The organism is Janthinobacterium sp. EB271-G4-7A (assembly GCF_020858075.1).
Classification (GTDB): domain Bacteria; phylum Pseudomonadota; class Gammaproteobacteria; order Burkholderiales; family Burkholderiaceae_D; genus Janthinobacterium; species Janthinobacterium lividum.
Genome location: NZ_JACYMI010000001.1, coordinates 2,718,943 through 2,740,198, shown reverse-complemented (window position 1 = coordinate 2,740,198; position 21,256 = coordinate 2,718,943). Strand labels below are relative to the sequence as shown.

Sequence of the window (21,256 nt, the reverse complement as noted above, 5' to 3'; positions counted from 1 at the left end):
ACCTCAGGAGACACCATGGCCACCATGGAAGATGTAGCGCGGGCGGCGGACGTATCGCTGTCGACCGTCTCTCACGTAGTCAACGGCACCCGCAAGGTCAGCCCGAAAACCGTCGCCGCCGTCAACGCGGCCATGCAGCAGATCGGCTATGTGCCGAACATGCTGGCGCGCGCGCTGGCAGGCTCCTCGTCCGGCACCATCGGCGTGGCCATTTCCGCCTTCACCAATCATTATTTCAGCGAAACCGTGCGCGCCATCGAGGCTGCCTGCACGCGCCACGGCTTGATGATGCTGTTTTCGGATACGCATGACGACCCCGAGCAGGAGTTGAAAGTGGTGCAGAACTTGCACCAGCGCCGGGTCGACGGTATCGTGCTGGCGCCATCCGGCGATCCGCACAACCGCGCCCTCGACTATTTGACCAGCAACAAGATCGCTTCCGTGCTGGTCGACCGCATGTCGCCGCAACCGTTCGACCAGGTGGGCGTGGAAAACATTGAAGCGACGGCCCAGCTGGTCAGCCATCTGATCGCGGCCCATGGCCACCGCCGCATCGGTTTCATCGCCGGCGCACCGGGCCTGTCCACGACGGACGAGCGTATCGAAGGCTACCGGCTGGCCTTGCAGCGCGCCAATATTGCCTTCGATGGGGCACTGCTGCGTTCGGGCGACTCCAACCTGGAACGCAGCGGCGCAGCCACGCGCGAATTACTGGCCCTGCCCGCCGCACAGCGTCCCACGGCCATCGTTGCCGGCAATAACCTGATGACCATCGGCACCATGCATGCCTTGCGCGATGCTCACATTGCGGTACCGCAAGACGTCGCGCTGGCCGGCTTCGATGATTTCGACTGGGCCGATTACTTCAGCCCCCGCCTCACCGTGATGGCGCAGCCGCTCGAAGAGCTGGGCGCCATGGCCGTCGACCTCCTGATCGACCGTATCGCCAATCCGGGCATCGCCCAGCATGTGCAGCGCTTGTCGCCAACCTTGCGCGTACGCAATTCCTGCGGCTGCCCCTGACCTTTACATATAGACACACCATGCATCCAGCGATTTCCCTCGGTATCGACCTCGGTACCTCCGAACTGAAAACCGTGCTGATGGACAGCTCTGGCAGCGTGCGCGGCCAGGCGTCCGTGCGCATCGACACCAGCCGCCCGCAAGCAGGCTGGTCCGAACAGGCGCCGCAGGACTGGTGGGCCGCCTGCGTCAACGCGCTGGGCCAGCTGCGCGCCGGCTGGCCGCAGGACTATGCCCGCATCGCCTGCATCGGCCTGTCGGGCCAGATGCACGGCGCCGTGCTGCTCGACGCCAACGATACCGTGATCCGTCCCGCCATCCTGTGGAACGATGCGCGCGCCGAGGCCGAAGCGGCCAGCCTGGCGCGCGACTATCCCGCATATGCGGATGTGACGGGCAGCCTGCCCATGGCGGGCCTGACGGCGCCAAAACTGCTGTGGCTGCAAACCCATGAGCCGGCCGCCTTTGCCGCCATCGCCTGTTTGCTGTCGCCGAAAGACTATTTGCGCCTGCAATTAACGGGGATCAAGCTGACGGACATGTCCGACGCGGCAGGCACCCTGTGGCTGGACGAGGCCAACCGTGCCTGGTTCGCACCCATGCTGGCCGCCTGCGGCCTGGCGCCGGAACAGATGCCGGCGCTGGCCGAAGGCGATGCCGCCACGGGCACCGTGCTGGCGTCCATCGCCGACCAGCTGGGCTTGCCGGCGGATGTGGTGGTGGCGGGCGGCGGCGGCGACAATCCCGTCTCGGCCGTGGGCATCGGCGCCGTCAATGGCGGCGACAGTTTTATCTCGCTGGGCACCAGCGCCGCCATCGTCAGCGTGACCGAAGCGCCCCTGGGCAATCCGGCCGGCGGCGTGCACAGCTTTTGCCACGCCCTGCCCGGCCGCTGGTATGCGATGGGCGCGATCCTGTCGGGCGCCAGCTGTCTGCGCTGGGCGACGGGCGTGCTGGGCCAGCCCGACGAGGCAGCCCTGCTGGCGCTGGTGGAAGCGGGCTTGCCGCTCACTACGGCCATTACTCCCTCGGCGCCCCTGTTCCTGCCGTATCTGTCGGGCGAGCGCACGCCGCATAACGACCCGCAAGTGCGCGGCGCCTTTTTGCAACTGGGCCATGACAGTACGCCGGCGCAGCTCGGCTACGCCGTGCTCGAAGGCGTTGCCTTTGCCTTGCGCGACGCCATGGCGGCCGTCACGTCGACGGGCGCCGTCGTTCCCCACTGCATGCTGGTAGGCGGCGGCGCACGTAGCCAGTACTGGGCGCAACTGCTGGCCAATGTGCTGGGACGCGAAATGCGCACCCTGCACAACAGCGAACTGTCGGCCAGCCTGGGCGCTGCCAAGCTGGGCTTTGCCGCCATCGGCGACACCAGCCTGCTGACGCAGGGCTTGCCCATCAAAAACATTTTCCTGCCCGATGCCGCGCACAACGCAGCCTTGAGCATCCGTTACGGTCGCTACCGTAGCCTGTTTCCCGCCGTGCAAGCCTTGCACCAACTCAGTGATAAGGAATAGTAATGAATCAGCTGCAACAATTGAAGCAATACAGCACCGTCGTCGCCGACACGGGCGACTTCCTGCAACTGGCGCGCTTCGCGCCGCAAGACGCCACCACCAATCCCTCGCTGATCCTGAAGGCCGTGCTGCAGCCCGATTACGCACCCTTGCTGGAAAGCACGGTCGCCGCGCATCAATCCGCTGCGCTGGACGATATCGTCGACCAGGTGCTGGTGCGCTTCGGCCTGGAAATCTTGAAGGTGGTGCCGGGCCGCGTGTCGACGGAAGTCGATGCCCGCCTGAGCTTTGACCGCGACGCCACCGTCGCCCGCGGGCGTCGCCTGATCGCCCTGTACGAGCAAGCCGGCATCAGCCGCGAGCGCGTGCTGATCAAGGTTGCCGCCACCTGGGAAGGCATCCAGGCAGCGCGCGAGCTGGAAAAGGACGGCATCTTTTGCAACTTGACCCTGCTGTTCGCGTTCTGCCAGGCCGTCGCCTGCGCCGATGCGAAAGTGCGCCTGATTTCGCCGTTTGTGGGCCGCATCTACGACTGGCATAAAAAATCGCTGGGCGCGGCATGGGACGAAGCGGCGCGCAGCCTGTCCAATGATCCAGGAGTACAGTCGGTCACGCGCATCTTCAATTACTACAAACAACATGGCATCGCCACGCAAGTGATGGGCGCCAGCTTCCGCAACGTGGGGCAGATCACGGCCCTGTCCGGCTGCGACTTGCTGACCATCAGCCCGGATCTGCTGGCCAAGCTGGAAGCGGCAGATGCGCCATTCGAGCGCGCCCTGGGCGGCGACCTGGGCGCGGCACAACCGGCCGTCACGTATGACGAAGCCGCTTTCCGCTACGCCTTGAACGACGACGCGATGGCCACCGAAAAGCTGGCCGAAGGCATCCGCGGCTTTGCCGTCGATGCGGGCAAGCTGGACGCCATGATCGAGAAATTACGCACTCGCTAAGTTTGCACCCCGTTTTTACCCGTAGCACCGTTTGTTTTTACAATAAAAACCCTTGGAGATCCTCATGAAAAAAGTCATTACCGCCTCCCTGCTGCTGTCCGCCGCCTGCGGCGCTTTCGCTGCTGACAAACCGCTGAAATCGATCGGCGTGAGCGTGGGCGACCTGGCCAACCCGTTCTTCGTGGCCATTGGCCGCGGCGCGGAAGAAAGCGCGAAAAAGCTGGGCGGCCCCGGCGTGAAAGTCACCACGGTGTCCAGCAAGTATGACCTGAACACCCAGGTGGACCAGATCGAGAACTTCATCGCCAATAAAACCGACATCATCATCCTGAACGCCGTCGATTCCAAGGGCATCGCGCCAGCCATCAAGAAAGCGCGCAATGCGGGCGTGGTCGTGATCGCCGTCGACGTGGGCGCCGTGGGCGCCTCGGCCACCGTGATGTCCGATAACACCATGGCCGGCGACGTGTCGTGCGCCTACCTGGCCAAGCAGATCGGCGGCAAGGGCAATGTGGTGATCCTGAACGGCCCGCCCGTCACCTCCGTGATCGACCGCGTCAACGGTTGCAAGAAAACCCTGGCCGCGTTCAAGGATATCAAGATCCTGTCCGACAACCAGAACGCCGGCGGCAGCCGCGACGGCGGCATGACCGTGATGTCGAACCTGCTGACGGCCCATCCGAAGATCGACGGCGTGTTCGCCATCAACGATCCGACCGGCATCGGCGCCGAACTGGCGATCAAGCAATCGAAGCGCACGGACGTGAAACTGATCACGGCAGTCGATGGCGCGCCCGATGGCCAGAACGCCCTGAAAAACAAGGCCGGCCTGTTTGCCGCCACCTCGGCGCAAAACCCGTACCGCATGGCCACCGACGCCGTGCAGATGGGCTACGACATCATGAACGGCCGCACGCCGAAACAGACCATGGTGCTGTTGCCGACCCCGGCCATCACCAAGGAAAACGTCGCCACCTACACGGGCTGGGTAAAGAACTGATCTGCCTGACCTGAACCACGTGGCGCCGCCAGCCAGTTGGCAGGCGGCGCCAGTTTCACCAGCAAGGAAGGACAGTCATGAGCGACGATATTATTTTTGAAATGCGCGGCATCGAGAAGCGCTTTGGCGCCACGCGCGCGCTGCGCGGCGTGCACCTGACGGTGCGCAGCGGCGAAATCCATGCCGTGATGGGCGAGAACGGCGCCGGCAAGAGCACCCTGATGAAGATTTTATCCGGCGTGTACACGCCGGACGCGGGCGAGATCATCCTCGACGGCAAGCCGATTCGTATCCGCAACCCGGGCGAGGCGCGCGCGCTGGGCATCAACCTGATCTACCAGGAATTGAGCGTAGCCAGGAACATGACGGTGGCGCAGAACGTCTTCATGGGCAGCGAGCCGCAAGGACCGTTCTGGACCGTCAAGGGCGGCGAAATGCGCGCGCGCACGAATGCCATCCTGGCCGACCTCGGCTCCCGCTTCGACGCCGATACCATGGTCTCGACCCTGTCGATCGCCGAGCAGCAGCAGGTGGAAATCGCCCGCGCCCTCGTGCACGAAAGCCGCATCCTGATCATGGACGAGCCCACTGCCGCCCTGTCCGACCGGGAAACCGAACAATTGTTCCGCATCATCGAAGAACAGCGCGACAAGGGCCTGGCCGTGCTCTACATCAGCCACCGCATGGCCGAGGTGGAACGCCTGGCGCGCCGCATCACCGTGCTGCGCGACGGCGCCTATGTGGGCGAACTGGGCAAGGATGAGCTGGATCAAAAGAAAGTCGTGCAAATGATGGTGGGCCGCCCCGCCGACGACTTTTATGCGCACCAGCGGCGCACCACGCGGGGCACCGAGCGCCTGCGCGTGGAAAACGTGGGCGGCGGCAAGGTCAGGCCCGCCTCGTTCGCGCTGCATGCGGGTGAAGTGACGGGACTTGCCGGCCTGGTCGGCGCAGGCCGCACGGAACTGGCGCGCCTGATCTTTGGCGCCGACAAGAAGCAATCGGGGCAAGTATGGCTCGACGGCCAGGAGGTGCACATCCACCGGCCGCTGGCAGCCATCCGCCACGGCATCGGCTACCTGCCGGAAGACCGCAAGAGCCTGGGCCTGTTCATGCAATTGTCGGCCATGGAAAACATGTCGATGAACATTCTCTCCAAGCACTCCACGGCGGGCGTCGTCAACCGTGGCGCCCTGACCCAGCTGACGCGCGAGGCAATTGCCAACCTCAACGTGAAAGTGTCGGGACCGGAAGGCATCGTCGGCGGACTCTCCGGCGGCAACCAGCAAAAAGTCTTGCTGGCGCGCTGGCTGGCCATCGCGCCCAAGGTCCTCATCCTCGACGAACCGACGCGGGGCGTGGACGTGGGCGCGAAGAGCGAAATCTACAAGATCATCCACCAGCTGGCCGATGCGGGCACGGCCGTGCTGTGCATTTCCAGCGAACTGGCCGAACTGGTCGGCATCTGCGACCGCGTGATGGTGATGTGCGAAGGACGCCTGACGGGCGAAGTGACGGGCGACGACATTACGCAGGAAAACATCCTTGCCTATGCCACGCAGCTGGAAGCGGCATAAAAACACCTGTCAAAACCTACTGCGCGTCGCGGGTTGCGGTTTCCGATGCTCACTGTGCATCCGCACAGTTCCGCGTCTCAACCACAACCCACATCCGCTCGCTACGGTTTTGTCAGGCGTTTTAAGAATACGTCTTAAATAATCATTCAGGAGACTCATGATGACAACTAGCACCACCCGCGGCGCCGCGCGCGCCGGCGAACCCTTCAATGCCTCGAACCTGATGCGCCGCCTGGGCATGCTGCCCGTGCTGGTGGTGCTCTACCTGGCCATGTATGGCCTGACCGTGTACTTCTCGGCCGATGGCACGTCGACGTTCATGACCAGCAATAACACCATGAACATCTTCCGCCAGGTGTCGATCAATATCGTACTGGCGTCGGGCATGACCTTCGTCATTCTGACGAGCGGCATCGATTTGTCCGTCGGCTCCGTGCTGGCCGTCTCGGCCGTGGCAGGCATGCTGATGTCGCTGTCAGCCCAGTTCGCCGGTTTCTCGATTCCCGCCTTCCTCATCGTCGGCCTGCTGCTGGGCGCGCTCAATGGCGTGCTGGTGGCCCTCGTCGGCCTGAACCCGTTCGTGGTGACTTTGGGCACCATGACCGCCCTGCGCGGCGCGGCCTACCTGTTCGCCGACGGCACCAGCGTGCTGAACACGGAAATCCCCAGCTTCGAATGGATGGGTAACGGTAGCTTCCTGGCCGTGCCCTGGCTGATCTGGCTGGCCGCGGCCGTCGTCGTGCTGACGTGGTTCATCCTGCGCAAGACCACCCTGGGCCTGCATATCTATGCTGTCGGCGGCAATATCCAGGCGGCACGCTTGACGGGCATCAAGGTCGGCCTCGTGCTGATGTTTGTCTACACGATCAGCGGCCTGTTCGCGGGCCTGGGCGGCGCCATGTCGGCCAGCCGTCTGTATGCGGCCAACGGCAACTGGGGCACGGGCTATGAGCTGGACGCCATCGCGGCAGTCGTGCTCGGCGGCACCAGCCTGATGGGCGGCGTGGGCTCCGTCTGGGGCACCGTCATCGGCGCCCTGATCATCGGCGTGATGAACAATGGCTTGACGATTTTGGGACTGTCGTCGTTCTGGCAGTATGTGGCGAAAGGTGTCGTGATCGTGCTGGCCGTGATTCTGGATAAATGGCGCCAGAGCCACGCGCAGAACTGATTGTGCTGGTGGTGTCGGGTTACGCGCTGCGCGCTAACCCGACCTACCGTTGACGTCGTAGGTCGGATTAGCGCTACACGCGTAATCCGACCACACCCTAGAACACCAGCCGCATCTCCACATGCGCAATCCCCGCCTCTTCAAACACTTCCCCCTGCTGCACGAAACCGTGGCGCGCATAGAATGGCGCGGCCACGGTCTGCGCATTGAGCACCACCGCTGCATCGCCACGTTCGCGGGCTTTCTCCATCAGCAAGGTCAAGATGGCCCCGCCCACGCCCGTGCCGCGGCCCGGCTGGCGCACGGCCATGCGGCCGATGTGGCCGTCTGGCAATAAACGTCCCGTGCCGATGGCGTTGCCGGCGCCGTCGTAGGCAACGGCGTGCAGGCAGACGGCATCCATGTCGTCGAGTTCGATCTCGGCCGGCACTTTCTGTTCATCGACAAAGACTTCAAAACGGATGGCGGTGGCGTCAGGGCCCAGGGTGGCCCAGTCGCCGAGGCGGATGGTGTGATTGGTCATGGATATGCGCTAGTAGGAGACAGGCCGCAATTGTCGCACGGCCCGCCTTGCGGAAGGAAGGTCAGGCCAGTTTCACCAATTGCTTGCCGAAGTTGCGCCCTTTTAAGAGGCCGATGAACGCTTGCGGCGCGCTGGCCAGGCCATCGGCCACGGATTCGCGGAATTTCAGCTTGCCCGTCGCCACCAATGTTCCCAGTTCCGCCAATCCTTGCGGCCAGAATTCCGGCTGTTCCGACACGATGAAGCCGCGCACGGTGAGGCGGTTGGTGAGGATCAGGCGCGCATTGTCGAGCGGCGTCGGTTCGCCGTTGTAGCCGGCAATCCAGCCGCACACAGCCACGCGGCCAAACGCGTTGGTGCGCGCCAGCGCTGCATCGAAGATGGCGCCGCCCACGTTTTCAAAGATGGCGTCGATGCCATCCGGCGTGGCCGCCGCCAGGTCAGCCTCCAGCTTGCCCGCCTTGTAATCGACGCAGGCGTCAAAACCCAGCTCCTCGACAACATACCGGCATTTTTCCGCCCCACCCGCTATGCCGATGACGCGGCAGCCTTTCAATTTCGCCAGCTGGCCCACGACGCTGCCCACGGCACCGCTGGCGGCCGACACGACGACCGTTTCGCCCGCTTTCGGCGCCATGATCTGGTTCAATCCATACCAGGCAGTCATGCCCGGCATGCCGACGGAACCCAAGTAGGCCGAGGCAGGAATATGCGTGGTGTCGACCTTGCGCAGCATCGTGCCGTCCGACACGGCCACTTCCGTCCAGCCCAAAGTCCCCACGACGGTGTCGCCTGCGGCAAACTTCGGATGCTTCGATTCCAGCACCACGCCCACCGTGCCGCCGATCATGGTTTCATCGAGCGCCTGCGGCGCCGCATAGCTTTTATTGGCGCTCATGCGCCCGCGCATGTAAGGATCGAGCGACAGATACTGGTTACGCACCAGCAACTGGCCATCCGCGATGGCGGGAATCTCTTTGGTTTCCAGACGAAAATGTGCCGGCTGCACTTCCTCATTGGAGGCGGGGCGCGAGGCGAGGACGATGCGTTGGTAGGTGGTCATGAATGCTCCAGTTATTAATCAAATGAAACCCAGAGGCGACAACTGGGGTCGAACCCTGAGGGTTCGACCCCGGCCCTTCGCTTTGGGGTTAACAGGTTCTCAAATCTCGTAGTCCATGCATTGCCTTGCTTCCCGAACCGCCCCAAAAAACGGCTTGATTTTCACGTGCTCGGGGTGGTTCTGGTAGGCGTCTAGCGCTTCGCGGCTGGCGAACTCGCTGTACAGGACGATGTCGTAGGTGGCTTCCAGGCCCGGCTGGGCCACGGCTGCCTCGAATTTCAGGATGCCGGGCACCAGGTCCGAACAGGAATCGAGCAGGGCTTTCAGTTTCAAGGCGTTCGTGGCGCGGTCGGCGCCTTCGGCGTGGTCTAACAGTTTCCAGAAAACAATGTGCTTGATCATGGTGGCAGGCTGGTTGTTTATTAATGAAGCATTACTGTACCCGCTATCGGCGCGCCTTGCAGGAAACGGGCGCGCAATGCAAACGGGCGGCCTTGTAAGCCGCCCGCAGACTGGATAAAACCTGCCTTACAGCACTTCGAACAGGCCGGCCGCGCCCTGCCCGCCGCCGATGCACATGGTCACCACCACGTATTTGACGCCACGGCGCTTGCCTTCGATCAAGGCGTGACCCGTCAGGCGCGCGCCCGACACGCCATACGGGTGGCCGACGGCAATCGCCCCGCCGTTGACGTTCAGGCGGTCCATGGGGATGCCCAGGGTGTCGGCGCAGTACAGCACTTGCACGGCAAACGCTTCGTTGAGTTCCCACAGGCCAATGTCGGCAACAGTCAAGCCCGCTTTTTTCAGCAGTTTCGGGATGGCAAACACGGGACCGATGCCCATTTCATCGGGTTCGCAGCCGGCTACGGCAAAGCCGCGGAAGATGCCCAGCGGCTGCAAGCCTTTCGCTTCGGCCACTTTCGCATTCATGACGATGGCCATCGCCGCGCCATCGGAAAACTGGCTGGCGTTGCCGGCGCTGATGACGCCGCCCGGGATGGCCGGACGGATCTTCGCCACGCCGTCGTAGGTCGTGTCGGCACGGATGCCTTCATCGGCGGAGATCGTCACTTCGCGCGACACCAGCATGCCGCTGGCCTTGTCGGCCACGCCCATGATGGTGGTCATCGGCACGATTTCCGCGTCGAACAGGCCGGCCGCCTGGGCCGCGGCGGCGCGCTGCTGGCTTTGCGCACCATACACATCCTGGCGTTCGCGCGAGATCTGGTAGCGCTTGGCCACGGTTTCGGCCGTCTGCAGCATGGGCCAGTACACTTCCGGCTTGTGCTGCTGCAGCCAGACGTCGCGGTACATATGCGTATTCATTTCATTTTGCACGCAGGAAATCGATTCCACGCCGCCGGCCGCATAGATATCGCCTTCGCCGGCGATGATGCGCTGCGCGGCCAGGGCGATCGCCTGCAAGCCCGACGAGCAGAAGCGGTTGACGGTCATGCCAGCCGTCGTCACGGGGCAGCCGCCGCGCAAGGCCACCTGGCGCGCGATATTGCCGCCCGTGGCGCCTTCCGGGAAGGCGCAGCCGACCAGCACGTCTTCCACTTCCTCCGCCTCGATGCGCGCGCGCTCGACGGCGGCCGCCAGCACGTGGCCGCCTAGGGTGGCGCCATGCGTCATGTTGAACGCGCCCTTCCAGGACTTGGCCAGGCCCGTGCGGGCGGTCGATACGATGACGGCTTCATTCATGCTGTGTCTCCTTGTGGGGAATATTATGGGGTGGGATATCTGCGGAATCAGAATAGCACATTTAAGTACGATCGTTCGCAAAGTTCTGGCGCGCATCACTAGTAAGCTTGGCGTAAGTTTCAAGCAAGCATGACGTAAGGTTCGGAGAACACACTCGCCTCCAGCTGTTGCAAGAATGGTCAAAAAGACCGCGGCACCAGTTCACTATAAAACATAGGGAGACAAACCATGGCATCACCATCCGGCTCGGCCGACGTACGGAAATTTTCCACCAAAGGCACTCCGATCACGCCTGAGGAACGCAAGGTCATCTTTGCATCATCCTTGGGCACCGTCTTTGAATGGTACGATTTTTACCTGTACGGTTCGCTCGCTTCCATCATCGCCAAGCAATTCTTCATCGGCGACCCTACTACCACCTTCATCTTCGCGCTGCTGGCCTTTGCCGCCGGCTTCATCGTGCGTCCGTTCGGCGCGCTCGTCTTCGGCCGCCTGGGCGACATGATCGGCCGCAAGTACACCTTCCTGATCACCATCCTGATCATGGGCGGCTCCACCTTCATCGTCGGCTTGCTGCCGGGCCACGCTTCCATCGGCATCGCGGCACCGATCATCCTCGTCTTCCTGCGCATCCTGCAAGGCCTGGCGCTGGGCGGCGAATACGGCGGCGCAGCCACCTATGTGGCCGAGCACGCGCCTGAAGGCAAGCGCGGCGCGTTCACGGCGTGGATACAAACGACGGCAACCCTGGGCTTCTTCCTGTCGCTGATGGTCATCCTGGGTACCCGCCTGGCGACCGGCGAGAAGGATTTCGAGGCATGGGGCTGGCGCATTCCCTTCCTGGTCTCCGTCATCCTGCTGGGTATTTCCGTGTGGATCCGCCTGGCCATGAATGAATCGCCGGCGTTTGCCAAGATGAAGGCCGAGGGCAAGACCTCGAAAGCCCCGCTGACGGAAGCGTTCGGCAAGTGGAAAAACCTGAAGATCGTCATCCTGGCCCTGATCGGCCTGACGGCCGGCCAGGCTGTCGTGTGGTACACGGGCCAGTTCTACGCCCTGTTCTTCATGATCCAGACGCTGAAAGTGGACCTGGCAACGGCCAACGTGCTCGTCGCCATCGCCCTGCTGCTGGCCACGCCATTCTTCCTGTTCTTCGGCAGCCTGTCCGACCGCATCGGCCGCAAGTACATCATCCTCGGCGGCTGCCTGATCGCCGCTGCGACCTATTTCCCGATCTTCAACGGCCTGACCCACTTCGCCAATCCGCAGCTGGAAGCGGCACTGAAGAACTCGCCAGTGGTGGTGGTCGCCGATCCTGCTTCCTGCCACTTCCAGTTCAACATGACGGGCACGAAGAAATTCCCATCGTCGTGCGACATCGCCACGGGCTTCCTGTCGAACAGCTCGGTGAACTACACGAAGGAAGACGCACCGGCAGGCAGCATCGCCAAGGTACGCATCGGCACGAAGGAATTCACGTCGTTTAACGCCGTCATGACGGCCGATGGCTTGAACTTCGATGCGGAAAGCAAGGCCCACGAAGCGGCGCTGAAGAAAGAACTGGGCGCCGGCATCAAGGAAGCGGGCTACCCTGCGAAAGCCGATCCAGACCAGATCAACAAGCCGATGGTCGTCTTGCTGCTGTTCATCCTGGTGCTGTACGTGACCATGGTGTATGGCCCGATCGCCGCCATGCTGGTGGAAATGTTTCCGACGCGTATCCGCTACACCTCGATGTCCCTGCCCTACCATATCGGTAACGGCTGGTTCGGCGGCCTGCTGCCGACCACGGCCTTCGCGCTTGTGGCCTTCAAGGGCGATATCTATTACGGCCTGTGGTATCCGATCGTCGTCGCCCTGGCGACTGTCGTGATCGGCACCCTGTTCGTCAAGGAAACCAAGGACAACAATATCTACGCCGACGACTGATCTGATGCATGCCCCGGTCGCAAGGCCGGGGTTCGCAAAGCAAAACGCCGCTGACTCGTCAGCGGCGTTTGTTTTTTTATGCAGCGTATGCGGCGTCTGCGGCGGCGAACTTGCCGAACTTACTTGTCGCTCTTGCCCTTTTTCAGCTGGTCGCGCTGCTGCACGTATTCCTGGTAGCTGGTCTGGTTGCGCTTGCGGCAGGCATTCCGGTCGTCAAAATTATTAAGGCTGTTGCAATACTCGCCGATCTTGTCCCGGTTTGCGTCATACAGTACTTCGCAGCCAGTGATGGCCAGCAAGAAGGGAATGATCAGATATTTCATTGCTACTCTCATGGATAGGGACGGGATTGCGCGAAAAAACACCAGATTGCCCACTGGATAAGCGGGCAGCTTTATCTTAACGCGATCTTGACGAAAAGTACAAGCGCTCGGTATTACTTAATGGAAAGGATTGCCTGCTCGCCCGCCACTGCATGCTATGGTGGCAGTTTCCCCCACCGGACGCGTACCAGGCATGCCGACCATTCCTCCCGCCCCCTGCGGCCCGCTGCAGCAGCATTTCGACGCCTTGCTGCAGGACGTTTGCGCCAGCCTGGCTGCGCACGCCGGTAACTTGCTGGACGGCATATACCTGTATGGCAGCGTCGCCCGCGGCGACGCCACGCCGGGCGTATCCGACCTCGACCTGACCCTGGTACTGCGCCATCCGCCCACGCAGCAGCAGGCCGATGCGCTGGAGGCGCTGCGCCTGGCCTTGCAGGCGCGCCACCGGGAAGTCATGAAGATCGATTTCGATATCGGCCACCGGGCCCAGGTACTGGCGCCCGAACACCTGTACAGCTGGGGCTACTGGCTCAAGCACCAGTGCCGCTGCCTGTGGGGCGAAGACCTGGCACGGCACTTTGCGCCGTTCGCGCCCTCGCGCGCCATTGCCCTGGCCGTGAATGGCGACTTTGCCCGCGTGCTGGACGAGTATGCGCAGCGCCTTGATGACGAGCGCGACCCTGCCGCCATCGCCCGCCTGCAGCGCGAAGCGTCGCGCAAGCTGATCCGTTCCTGCAACACCCTGCGCCAGGCTGGCGATCCAGGCTGGCCCGCCAGCCTGGACGAGCATGTCGCGCTGTTGCTGCGGCACTCTCCCGCCATGCAGGCGCCCATCGCGTATTTCCTGGCCCAGGCCAGGCGCGGTGCCGCGCCAGCCAGCGGTTTTACGCCAGCGCTGCGCCAATTCACGCTGTGGCTGGCGCAGCAACAGGCAAGCTAAACGCCCGGCTCCTCGTTCAACAAGGGATTATCCGCCGCAAACGCCGCCAGGTGCTCGAGCAGCACGCGCACGCGGGCCGGCAGGTAGCGCCGCTGCGTCCACACGGCATACACGTGGCGCGGCTGCGGCATCCAGTCGGGCAAGACGCGCACGAGGCTGCCCCGGGCCACTTCCTCGCGGCATTGCAAAAGCGGGCACAGCAGGATGCCGATGCCCGCGTCGGCCATCTCCACGGCCAAACGCATCTCGTTGACGCGCAGGCGTGCCTGCGGTTCGATCACCATTTCGGCGCCGTCGCCGGGCCGCCGCAGCCGCCAGCTGCGCAGCGGCTCGGCCACGATCAGCTCGTGCTTTTCCAATTCCTGCAAGTCGCGCGGCACGCCGGCGCGCGCCAGATAGCCGGGCGCGGCCACCATCACCAGCGCGGCACTGCCCAGCCGGCGCTGCATCAGCGAGGAATCGTCGAGCGCGCCCACGCGGATGGCCAGGTCGGCGCCGCTGCCCACGAGGTCTTGCAGCAGGTTCGACAGTTCCAGCTCGAGGCGGATATCCGGATACTTCTGCATGAAACTGACCCAGGCCGGCGTCAGCAAGCCGCTGGCGAAGTTGACGGGCGCCAGCACGCGGAGGCTGCCCGAAACGGCCGACAGGCTGGCGTCGAGCTGCTGCGTCGCCTGCCGCAAGGCATGCACCAGGGGGCGGCACTGCTCGTAGTATTGCCAGCCTTCCGCCGTCGGCTGCAGGCGGCGCGCGCTGCGGTTGAGCAAGCGGTAGCCGAGCTGGCTTTCCAGCTTTTGCAGCCGGCGCGTGACGGTCGCGGCGGGCAAGTCTTCCTTCACGGCCGCCGCATGCAGGCTGCCCGCCTCGACAATGGCGACAAACAGGGCTAAGTCATCAAGCATGATTGCATTTTCGGAATTTGAAATTAAAAATATGGCTCTAGTATAGATTGCCGCAAGTCGTTACGCTGCCATATCCTCATATCTTGAAAGTGCACCATGTCCGAAGCCCTGCGTTTGCGCTGCGTATTTGCCTTCCTGATGTCGCTGGTCATGACCCTGCTGATGAGCGCCTGGGTCACCTGGCTGAATATCGGCCTGCAGGCCGACTTCCTGCCCCGCTGGCGCCACGCGTTCTTTGCCGCCTGGCCCGTGGCCTTCTGCGCCGTGATGCTGTTCGCGCCCCGCGTGCAAGTCATCAGCCGCACTATCGTGGCCCGCCTGGCACGCCCGGCGCCACGCTGCCCCGCCTGCCCGGCCGATGCGCCATGTGCCTGCGCCAGCCGCCCTTAACCGGCAGTCAGCCAGCAACAGTATCACTCGGTCACTCCCGCCCACGGCCGCCCTGATCCGGGCTATGCTATGGCCGTCCTTGTTTCTACAGCGGAGTGCCCATGCTCGATCACGTTTCCCTCACCGTCAGCGATCTGGAGCGCGCCGAGCGCTTCTACGACGCCATCTTTGCCGCGCTGAACGTGCCCAAGGTGGGTAGCGACCATGCCAACGCCTGGATAGGCTACGGCGAGCGCAGCGATGCGGAGTATCCCGAGCGCAGCTATTTTTCCGTGCGCCTGGGTCCCAAGCCCGACGACGCGCCGCGCCGCCATTGCTGCTTCAAGGCCCCCTCGCGCGCGGCCGTGGAAGCGTTCTGGCACGCGGGCCTGGCGCATGGCGGCATCGACCTGGGCGCGCCCGGCTTGCGCCACTATCACGCCAGCTATTACGCGGCCTTTTTGTTCGATCCGGACGGCAACCGCATCGAAGCCGTCTGCCATCGCGCCGACGCCGGCTGACAGGACGGTAAATCCGCCTCTGTTCGGCATTTCCACTTCGGCACGATTTGCCTATAATGGCTGGCAAGCCATACCGGTCCCCGGTCCGTGCACCAAGAAGGAGATTCATGCATCATCTATTCGTCGGCCGCCCCGCGCGCACCATGCTCCTCTCCAGCGCAGGCTTGCTGCTGGCAGGCTGCTCCCTGTTGCCATCCACCCCCGTCATGCCAGGCGTGCCGGCCACCGCCGCCCTGCCCGACGCCAGCATCGCCTACACCCTGAGCGGCCAGGGCGGCTTGCCCGTGGTCTTCCAGTCGGCCATGGGCGACGGCAAGGATGTGTGGGCCAAGGTGGTGCCCGAAGTGGCCAGGCAGCACCGCGTGCTCGTATACGACCGTCCCGGCTACGGCGAGAGCAAAAAGACCACCACGCCGCGCGATCCCTGCACCGTTGCTGCCCAGCAGCGTGCCCTGCTGACGCAAGCGGGCTTGAAACCGCCGTATGTGCTGGTCGGCCATGGCCTGGGCGGGCTGTACCAGTACGTATATGCCAGGCTGTACCCGCAGGAGGTGGCAGGCCTGGTCTTGCTCGATCCCACGCACCCGCAGCAATGGAACCGCCTGCAGACGGACGCGTCCACCTACGCCATGCTCGTGAAGACGCGGCGTAAACTCATGTTCAACAGTACGGAATCGGCCGAATTCGATGCGCAGACGCAGTGCCTGCAACATGTCGACATGAGCAGCCCGCTGCGCGTGCCCGCCATGCTGCTGGTGCGCGACAAGTTCGGCATCGAGGAAATGGGCTCGTTTGAAAACGTCGTACGGGCCCAGGAAAAGGATTGGCAGCGCCTGTCCGGCGCGCCGGCCATCGAGCGCATCACGGGTGCCGGCTACTACATCCAGAAGGACAACCCCGTCATCGTCAACGAGGCGGTCAAGATGGTGGCGAAGAAGAAATAATAAATATCGCTGGCATTTAACCCCAGCAGCAAAATCCGGGGTCGGACCCTCAGGGTCCGACCCCGGTATCTGCCGTTGGGTTTCTTAGCTATTGAAACCCTTGCCCTCGCCCGCCAGTTTCACCAGCAGCGGCGCCGGCGTCCACGCTTCGCCGTGGCGGCCTTTCGCATAGCCGGCAATCGTGTCGAGCACGTTCGGCAAGCCGACCGTATCCGCGTAGAACATCGGGCCGCCGCGGAACAGCGGGAAGCCGTAGCCCGTCAGATACACCATGTCGATGTCCGAGGCGCGCAGGGCGATGCCCTCTTCCAGGATGCGCGCGCCTTCATTGACGAGCGCATACACGAGGCGCTCGACGATTTCCTGGTCGCTGATCTTGCGCCGTGCCACGCCGATGTCGGCCGAGTACTGGACTATCATGGCATTGACTTGTTCCGACGGATACGCCTTGCGGTCGCCCGGCTTGTAGTCGTACCAGCCGGCGCCCGTCTTCTGGCCATAGCGCCCCAGTTCGCACAGCAGGTCGGCCGTCTTCGAATACGTCACTTCCGGTTTTTCCGCGTAGCGGCGCTTGCGGATGGCCCAGCCGATGTCGTTGCCGGCCAGGTCGCCCATGCGGAACGGGCCCATGGCGAAGCCGAATTTCTCGGCCGCCTTGTCGACCTGTTCCGGCAGACAGCCTTCTTCCAGCAGGAAACCGGCCTGGCGGCTGTACTGCTCGATCATGCGGTTGCCGATGAAACCGTCGCACACGCCCGAGACGACGCCCGTCTTTTTCAGCTTTTTCGACAGCGCCAGCGCCGTGGCCAGCACATCCTTGCCGGTTTCCTTGCCACGGACGATTTCCAGCAGCTTCATGACGTTCGCGGGGCTGAAGAAATGCGTGCCGACCACGTCTTGCGGTCTCTTGGTGAACGCGGCGATCTTGTCCAGGTCCAGGGTCGACGTGTTCGAGGCGAGGATGGCGCCCGGCTTCATGACGGCGTCCAGCTGCCTGAAGACGGTTTCCTTGACGCCCAGTTCCTCGAAGACGGCTTCGATGACGATGTCGGCTTGCGCAATGTCGGCGTAGGCCAGCGTGCCGCTAACGAGCGCGATGCGCTGCTCGGCCTTCTCTTGCGTCAGCTTGCCCTTCTTGACCGTGTTCTCGTAATTCTTGCGGATCGTGGCCAGGCCCTTGTCCAGCGCTTCCTGTCTCGTTTCCAGCAAGATGACGGGAATGTCCGCGTTGGCGAAGTTCATGGCGATGCCGCCGCCCATGGTGCCGGCGCCGACGATGGCCGCGCTGGCGATCGTGCGCACGGGCGTGTCGGACGGCACGTCCGGCACCTTGCTGGCAACGCGTTCGGCAAAGAAGGCGTGGCGCAGGGCTTTCGATTCGGGCGACTGCACCAGCTGCATGAACAGTTCACGCTCGTATTTCAAGCCATCGTCGAATTTCATCGTCACGGCGGCCGCCACGGCATCGACGCATTTCAGCGGTGCGGGGAACGGGCCGGACATGGCTTTGACCGTATTGCGCGAAAACTGCAAAAACGCTTCGTGGTTCGGGTAATCGACCTTGCGCTCGCGCACTTTCGGCAGCGGGCGCACATCCGCCACTTTGGTGGCGAAGGCCACGGCGGCGGCCAGCAAATCGGCGCCAGGGGCGATGACTTCGTCAAACAGGGCCGTGCCAGCCAGTTTTTCGGACGCGACGGGCGTGCCGGAAACGATCATGTTCAGGGCCATTTCCAGGCCCAGCACGCGCGGCAGGCGCTGCGTGCCGCCCGCGCCCGGCAAGATGCCGAGTTTAACTTCCGGCAAGGCCATCTGTGCGCCCGGCGCGGCCACGCGGTAGTTGCAGCCCAGCGCCAGCTCCAGGCCGCCACCCATGCAGACGCTGTGGATGGCCGCCACCACCGGCTTGGTCGATTGCTCGACGACGTTGATCAGGGTGTGCAGGGTCGGTTCCGTGAGCGCCTTGGGCGAATTGAATTCCTTGATATCGGCGCCGCCCGAAAAGGCCTTGCCGGCGCCCGTGATGACGATGGCTTTGACGGACTCGTCCGCCAGCGCCTGGCGGATGCCGGCCACGGCGGCCGTGCGCGTGGCCAGGCCCAGTCCATTGACGGGCGGATTGGCGAGGGTAATGACGGCAACGGCGCCGTTCACTTGATATTCAGCACTCATGTCTCTTCCTTATTGATTTTGCTCAGCGATGAGGTGGTTGCAAGGGATGAAGCTTCACTATACCGCATAAAAGAACGCTCGTATTATTTTTGTCGTGGCGTGCCCGGCGCCAGCATGGTACGCCATGGTACAACATCGCTTGCGGAAAGATTCTGCTGCAAGCAGCAAGCTTCCGTAGAAGCTATCACTTGGATATTCATTTAAATAATAAAAGCACAATAATAATAACGGCGTTTTATTATGCAAAATAATGGGTTTGTTATATGCCGGCATGGGTCAATTACGACAGTTTTGACATTATTTATTTCCGCCCCTTGTTTTTCGCCAGATGCTGGGGAATAATCAAATTGTTGATTCAAATCAATACTCTACAATTTATCCACTATAGGGCAAACCGCAGGGCAAACACTGGCGGCCATTGATCGCGCACATTCTCACCGATTATCACCAGATGTCGATCCATGCAATAACATCGCTGCCTTATATGGATAGCAGAAAAAATAATAACAGCAGCCTTATCGTTCCCATTCCTCTTCTCACCCCGAAGGAAATACTATGGACGCAGCCAGCCATGTCAGCCACTCCCAGGATCTGGACTTACAAGCGATAAATACTGCATTGAACCGTGTCCAGGCCGTCATCGAATTCGAACTCGACGGCACCATCCTGCATGCGAATGACAATTTCCTGCGCGTCCTCGGCTATACCCTGGACGAAGTGCAAGGCAAGCACCATGCCATCTTCTGCGACCCCGACTATGTGAAAACGGCCGAATACGCCACCTTCTGGGCCAAACTGGGACGTGGCGAGTTCGACCATGGCGAATACAAGCGCCGCGCCAAGGATGGGCGCGAAGTGTGGATCAATGCGTCCTACAATCCCATCCTCGATGCGGACGGCAAGCCGTATAAAGTCATCAAGTTTGCCACCGACATCACGGCCAGCAAGCGCCGCAACGCCGATTATGAAGGCAAGATCGACGCCATCAGCAAGGCGCAGGCCGTGATCGAGTTCCGGCTCGACGGCACCATCCTCGACGCCAACGACAATTTTCTCAAGTCCGTCGGCTACACGCTCGACGAGATCAAGGGCAAGCACCACCGCATGTTTTGCCTGCCCGACTACGCCAGGAGCGACGACTATGCGCAGTTCTGGCAGAAGCTGGGGCAAGGCCAGTTCGACGCGGGCGAATACAAGCGCGTCACCAAGGACGGCCGCGAAATCTGGCTCAATGCCTCGTACAACCCCATTTTCGATGCGGAAGGCCGGCCCTTCAAGGTGGTCAAGTTCGCCAGCGACATCACGGCCCTGAAAATGCGCAATGCCGAATACGAAGGCAAGGTCAGCGCCATCGGCAAGGCGCAGGCCGTGATCGAATTCGACATGCACGGCAATGTGCTGGACGCGAACGACAATTTCCTCGCCGTCATGGACTACGACTTGAGCGATATCCAGGGCGAACACCACCGCATGTTTTGCGAGCCCGAGTACGCGAGCAGCCCCGAGTACAAGAAATTCTGGCAAAAACTCAACCGCGGCGAATTCGACGCGGGCCGCTACAAGCGCCTGGGCAGCCATGGCAAGGTAGTGTGGATACAGGCCACCTACAATCCCATCCTGGACCTGAACGGCAAGCCGTATAAAGTGGTCAAGTTCGCCATCGACATCACGGAACAGGTAAACCTGGAAAACAGCATCCAGTCCAAGGCCGCCAACGACAGCCGCAAGGTCAATGCCCTGCTTGAATCGGTGGCGCGCGCGGCGCAAGGCGACCTGACCTGCAATATCGTGCCCGAGGGCGACGAGCCGATCGACCTGCTGGCCGGCGGCATCAGCAAGATGATCGTCGACTTGCGCGGCGTGATCGGCAACGTGGTGTCGGCCGCGAACGGCTTTGCCGACGCCTCGCACGCGATCGCCGAACGGGCCACGGGCGTGGCCGTGGGCACGCAGGCGCTGGGCGCCACGGTGGAAGAAATGAATGCCTCCATCGACGGTTTGACGTTCTCCATCAATTCCATCGCGGAAAACACGTCGAATGCCGATTCCCTGGCGAAAGCCACGCAGCAGGAAGCGGAAGCGGGCGCGCGCGCCGTCGCCAAGTCGATCGAGGCGATGGACTTGATCAACCGCTCGTCGGAAGACATCGGCGAGATCGTCAAGGTGATCAGCGAAATCGCCAACCAGACGAATATGCTGGCCTTCAATGCGGCCATCGAGGCGGCGCGTGCAGGCGAACACGGCCTGGGCTTTTCCGTCGTCGCCGACGAGGTGCGCAAGCTGGCCGAGCGCTCCTCGCAAGCGACCAAGGAAATCTCCAAGCTGATCAACGAGTCCGTCAAGCGCGTGTCCACTGGCAGCGAGATTTCGCGCCAGGCCAGCGACGCCTTCGACAAGATCGTCTCGGGCGTGGCGAAGACCACCCTGGCCATTTCCGATATCTCGAAGGCGGCCAATGAACAGCTGCTGACGGCGCGCGAAGTGTCGACTGCCATCCAGTACATCGCCGAGGAAACGGAAAAGTCGGCCGCCAACTGCGACAGCATCGCCCGCTCGACGGATGGCTTGAACGAGCGCGCTGGCAGCCTGAACCAGACTGTCTCCGGCTTCGTGGTGTAG

Annotated in this window: 19 protein-coding genes; 12 read left to right on the top strand and 7 right to left on the bottom strand. The window is 62.6% G+C overall.

Going from position 1 to position 21,256, the window contains the following annotated elements; all coding sequences use genetic code 11:
* The first annotated feature begins 15 nt into the window (after nt 1-15).
* The 6 genes from IGS58_RS12375 to IGS58_RS12350 all read left to right on the top strand — a co-directional run bounded on the left by IGS58_RS12375 (nt 16) and on the right by IGS58_RS12350 (nt 7,241).
* Nucleotides 16-1,023 (top strand): LacI family DNA-binding transcriptional regulator, encoded by a 1,008-nt coding sequence (locus IGS58_RS12375; protein ID WP_070279662.1) that lies wholly within the window; start codon nt 16-18, stop codon nt 1,021-1,023.
* A gap of 32 nt (nt 1,024-1,055) precedes the next feature.
* Nucleotides 1,056-2,540 (top strand): xylulokinase, encoded by a 1,485-nt coding sequence (gene xylB, locus IGS58_RS12370; protein WP_329958006.1) that lies wholly within the window; start codon nt 1,056-1,058, stop codon nt 2,538-2,540.
* Between the two features lie 2 nt (nt 2,541-2,542).
* Nucleotides 2,543-3,493 (top strand): transaldolase, encoded by a 951-nt coding sequence (tal, locus tag IGS58_RS12365; RefSeq protein ID WP_230521535.1) that lies wholly within the window; start codon nt 2,543-2,545, stop codon nt 3,491-3,493.
* Nucleotides 3,494-3,557: 64 nt separating this feature from the next.
* Nucleotides 3,558-4,493 (top strand): ABC transporter substrate-binding protein, encoded by a 936-nt coding sequence (locus IGS58_RS12360; protein WP_077404737.1) that lies wholly within the window; start codon nt 3,558-3,560, stop codon nt 4,491-4,493.
* 77 nt (nt 4,494-4,570) lie between these two features.
* A complete protein-coding gene (locus tag IGS58_RS12355; RefSeq protein ID WP_230521534.1) occupies nt 4,571-6,070 on the top strand; it encodes a sugar ABC transporter ATP-binding protein in 1,500 nt (499 codons plus the stop codon).
* Nucleotides 6,071-6,230: 160 nt separating this feature from the next.
* Complete coding sequence (locus IGS58_RS12350) at nt 6,231-7,241, top strand: ABC transporter permease subunit (RefSeq protein WP_070279901.1); 1,011 nt, start codon at nt 6,231-6,233, stop codon at nt 7,239-7,241.
* A gap of 97 nt (nt 7,242-7,338) precedes the next feature.
* On the opposite strand, the gene IGS58_RS12345 is transcribed toward IGS58_RS12350, so the two are convergent.
* The 4 genes from IGS58_RS12345 to IGS58_RS12330 form a co-directional block, all read right to left on the bottom strand.
* Complete coding sequence (locus tag IGS58_RS12345) at nt 7,339-7,764, bottom strand: GNAT family N-acetyltransferase (RefSeq protein ID WP_230521533.1); 426 nt, start codon at nt 7,762-7,764, stop codon at nt 7,339-7,341.
* A 61-nt stretch (nt 7,765-7,825) separates the two neighbouring features.
* Nucleotides 7,826-8,827: an NADP-dependent oxidoreductase gene (locus IGS58_RS12340; RefSeq protein WP_230521532.1), complete on the bottom strand. Its 1,002-nt coding sequence runs from the start codon at nt 8,825-8,827 to the stop codon at nt 7,826-7,828.
* Nucleotides 8,828-8,926: 99 nt separating this feature from the next.
* Complete coding sequence (locus IGS58_RS12335; protein ID WP_099377195.1) at nt 8,927-9,229, bottom strand: Dabb family protein; 303 nt, start codon at nt 9,227-9,229, stop codon at nt 8,927-8,929.
* Between the two features lie 126 nt (nt 9,230-9,355).
* Nucleotides 9,356-10,534 carry an acetyl-CoA C-acyltransferase gene (locus IGS58_RS12330; protein ID WP_070279674.1) on the bottom strand — a complete coding sequence of 393 codons (1,179 nt, stop codon included), beginning with the start codon at nt 10,532-10,534 and terminating at the stop codon, nt 9,356-9,358.
* A 228-nt stretch (nt 10,535-10,762) separates the two neighbouring features.
* On the opposite strand from IGS58_RS12330, the gene IGS58_RS12325 reads away from it, so the two are divergent.
* Complete coding sequence (locus tag IGS58_RS12325) at nt 10,763-12,463, top strand: MFS transporter (RefSeq protein ID WP_034784609.1); 1,701 nt, start codon at nt 10,763-10,765, stop codon at nt 12,461-12,463.
* A gap of 119 nt (nt 12,464-12,582) precedes the next feature.
* Here IGS58_RS12325 and IGS58_RS12320 read toward each other — a convergent pair whose 3' ends face one another.
* On the bottom strand, nt 12,583-12,786 hold the full coding sequence (locus IGS58_RS12320) for a hypothetical protein (RefSeq protein WP_034784610.1): 204 nt from the start codon (nt 12,784-12,786) through the stop codon (nt 12,583-12,585).
* Nucleotides 12,787-12,979: 193 nt separating this feature from the next.
* Between IGS58_RS12320 and IGS58_RS12315 the strand changes: the two genes are divergently transcribed.
* Nucleotides 12,980-13,729, top strand: a complete 750-nt coding sequence (locus IGS58_RS12315) for a nucleotidyltransferase domain-containing protein (protein WP_230521531.1) — start codon at nt 12,980-12,982, stop codon at nt 13,727-13,729.
* On the opposite strand, the gene IGS58_RS12310 is transcribed toward IGS58_RS12315, so the two are convergent.
* A complete protein-coding gene (locus tag IGS58_RS12310; RefSeq protein ID WP_230521530.1) occupies nt 13,726-14,631 on the bottom strand; it encodes a LysR family transcriptional regulator in 906 nt (301 codons plus the stop codon). The genes IGS58_RS12315 and IGS58_RS12310 overlap by 4 nt on opposite strands.
* 96 nt (nt 14,632-14,727) lie before the next feature.
* On the opposite strand from IGS58_RS12310, the gene IGS58_RS12305 reads away from it, so the two are divergent.
* The 3 genes from IGS58_RS12305 (at nt 14,728) to IGS58_RS12295 (ending at nt 16,465) form a co-directional block, all read left to right on the top strand.
* Nucleotides 14,728-15,021: a DUF2798 domain-containing protein gene (locus IGS58_RS12305; protein ID WP_230521529.1), complete on the top strand. Its 294-nt coding sequence runs from the start codon at nt 14,728-14,730 to the stop codon at nt 15,019-15,021.
* Between the two features lie 101 nt (nt 15,022-15,122).
* Nucleotides 15,123-15,521 carry a VOC family protein gene (locus IGS58_RS12300; protein WP_099393741.1) on the top strand — a complete coding sequence of 133 codons (399 nt, stop codon included), beginning with the start codon at nt 15,123-15,125 and terminating at the stop codon, nt 15,519-15,521.
* 107 nt (nt 15,522-15,628) lie between these two features.
* Nucleotides 15,629-16,465 (top strand): alpha/beta fold hydrolase, encoded by an 837-nt coding sequence (locus IGS58_RS12295; RefSeq protein ID WP_230521528.1) that lies wholly within the window; start codon nt 15,629-15,631, stop codon nt 16,463-16,465.
* Nucleotides 16,466-16,549: 84 nt separating this feature from the next.
* Here IGS58_RS12295 and IGS58_RS12290 read toward each other — a convergent pair whose 3' ends face one another.
* Nucleotides 16,550-18,637, bottom strand: a complete 2,088-nt coding sequence (locus tag IGS58_RS12290) for a 3-hydroxyacyl-CoA dehydrogenase NAD-binding domain-containing protein (RefSeq protein WP_230521527.1) — start codon at nt 18,635-18,637, stop codon at nt 16,550-16,552.
* Between the two features lie 618 nt (nt 18,638-19,255).
* Between IGS58_RS12290 and IGS58_RS12285 the strand changes: the two genes are divergently transcribed.
* The gene (locus IGS58_RS12285; RefSeq protein WP_230521526.1) at nt 19,256-21,256 is read left to right on the top strand and encodes a methyl-accepting chemotaxis protein; all 2,001 of its coding nucleotides are present in this window, start codon (nt 19,256-19,258) and stop codon (nt 21,254-21,256) included.

Coding starts and splice junctions, on each gene's coding strand:
- IGS58_RS12295 (WP_230521528.1), top strand. CDS start 15,629: ATGCATCATCTATTCGTCGGCCGCCCCGCGCGCACCATGCTCCTCTCC.
- IGS58_RS12345 (WP_230521533.1), bottom strand. CDS start 7,764: ATGACCAATCACACCATCCGCCTCGGCGACTGGGCCACCCTGGGCCCT.
- IGS58_RS12290 (WP_230521527.1), bottom strand. CDS start 18,637: ATGAGTGCTGAATATCAAGTGAACGGCGCCGTTGCCGTCATTACCCTC.
- IGS58_RS12310 (WP_230521530.1), bottom strand. CDS start 14,631: ATGCTTGATGACTTAGCCCTGTTTGTCGCCATTGTCGAGGCGGGCAGC.
- IGS58_RS12300 (WP_099393741.1), top strand. CDS start 15,123: ATGCTCGATCACGTTTCCCTCACCGTCAGCGATCTGGAGCGCGCCGAG.
- IGS58_RS12340 (WP_230521532.1), bottom strand. CDS start 8,827: ATGACCACCTACCAACGCATCGTCCTCGCCTCGCGCCCCGCCTCCAAT.
- IGS58_RS12305 (WP_230521529.1), top strand. CDS start 14,728: ATGTCCGAAGCCCTGCGTTTGCGCTGCGTATTTGCCTTCCTGATGTCG.
- IGS58_RS12375 (WP_070279662.1), top strand. CDS start 16: ATGGCCACCATGGAAGATGTAGCGCGGGCGGCGGACGTATCGCTGTCG.
- IGS58_RS12360 (WP_077404737.1), top strand. CDS start 3,558: ATGAAAAAAGTCATTACCGCCTCCCTGCTGCTGTCCGCCGCCTGCGGC.
- IGS58_RS12320 (WP_034784610.1), bottom strand. CDS start 12,786: ATGAAATATCTGATCATTCCCTTCTTGCTGGCCATCACTGGCTGCGAA.
- IGS58_RS12335 (WP_099377195.1), bottom strand. CDS start 9,229: ATGATCAAGCACATTGTTTTCTGGAAACTGTTAGACCACGCCGAAGGC.
- tal (WP_230521535.1), top strand. CDS start 2,543: ATGAATCAGCTGCAACAATTGAAGCAATACAGCACCGTCGTCGCCGAC.
- IGS58_RS12350 (WP_070279901.1), top strand. CDS start 6,231: ATGACAACTAGCACCACCCGCGGCGCCGCGCGCGCCGGCGAACCCTTC.
- IGS58_RS12315 (WP_230521531.1), top strand. CDS start 12,980: ATGCCGACCATTCCTCCCGCCCCCTGCGGCCCGCTGCAGCAGCATTTC.
- IGS58_RS12330 (WP_070279674.1), bottom strand. CDS start 10,534: ATGAATGAAGCCGTCATCGTATCGACCGCCCGCACGGGCCTGGCCAAG.
- IGS58_RS12355 (WP_230521534.1), top strand. CDS start 4,571: ATGAGCGACGATATTATTTTTGAAATGCGCGGCATCGAGAAGCGCTTT.
- IGS58_RS12325 (WP_034784609.1), top strand. CDS start 10,763: ATGGCATCACCATCCGGCTCGGCCGACGTACGGAAATTTTCCACCAAA.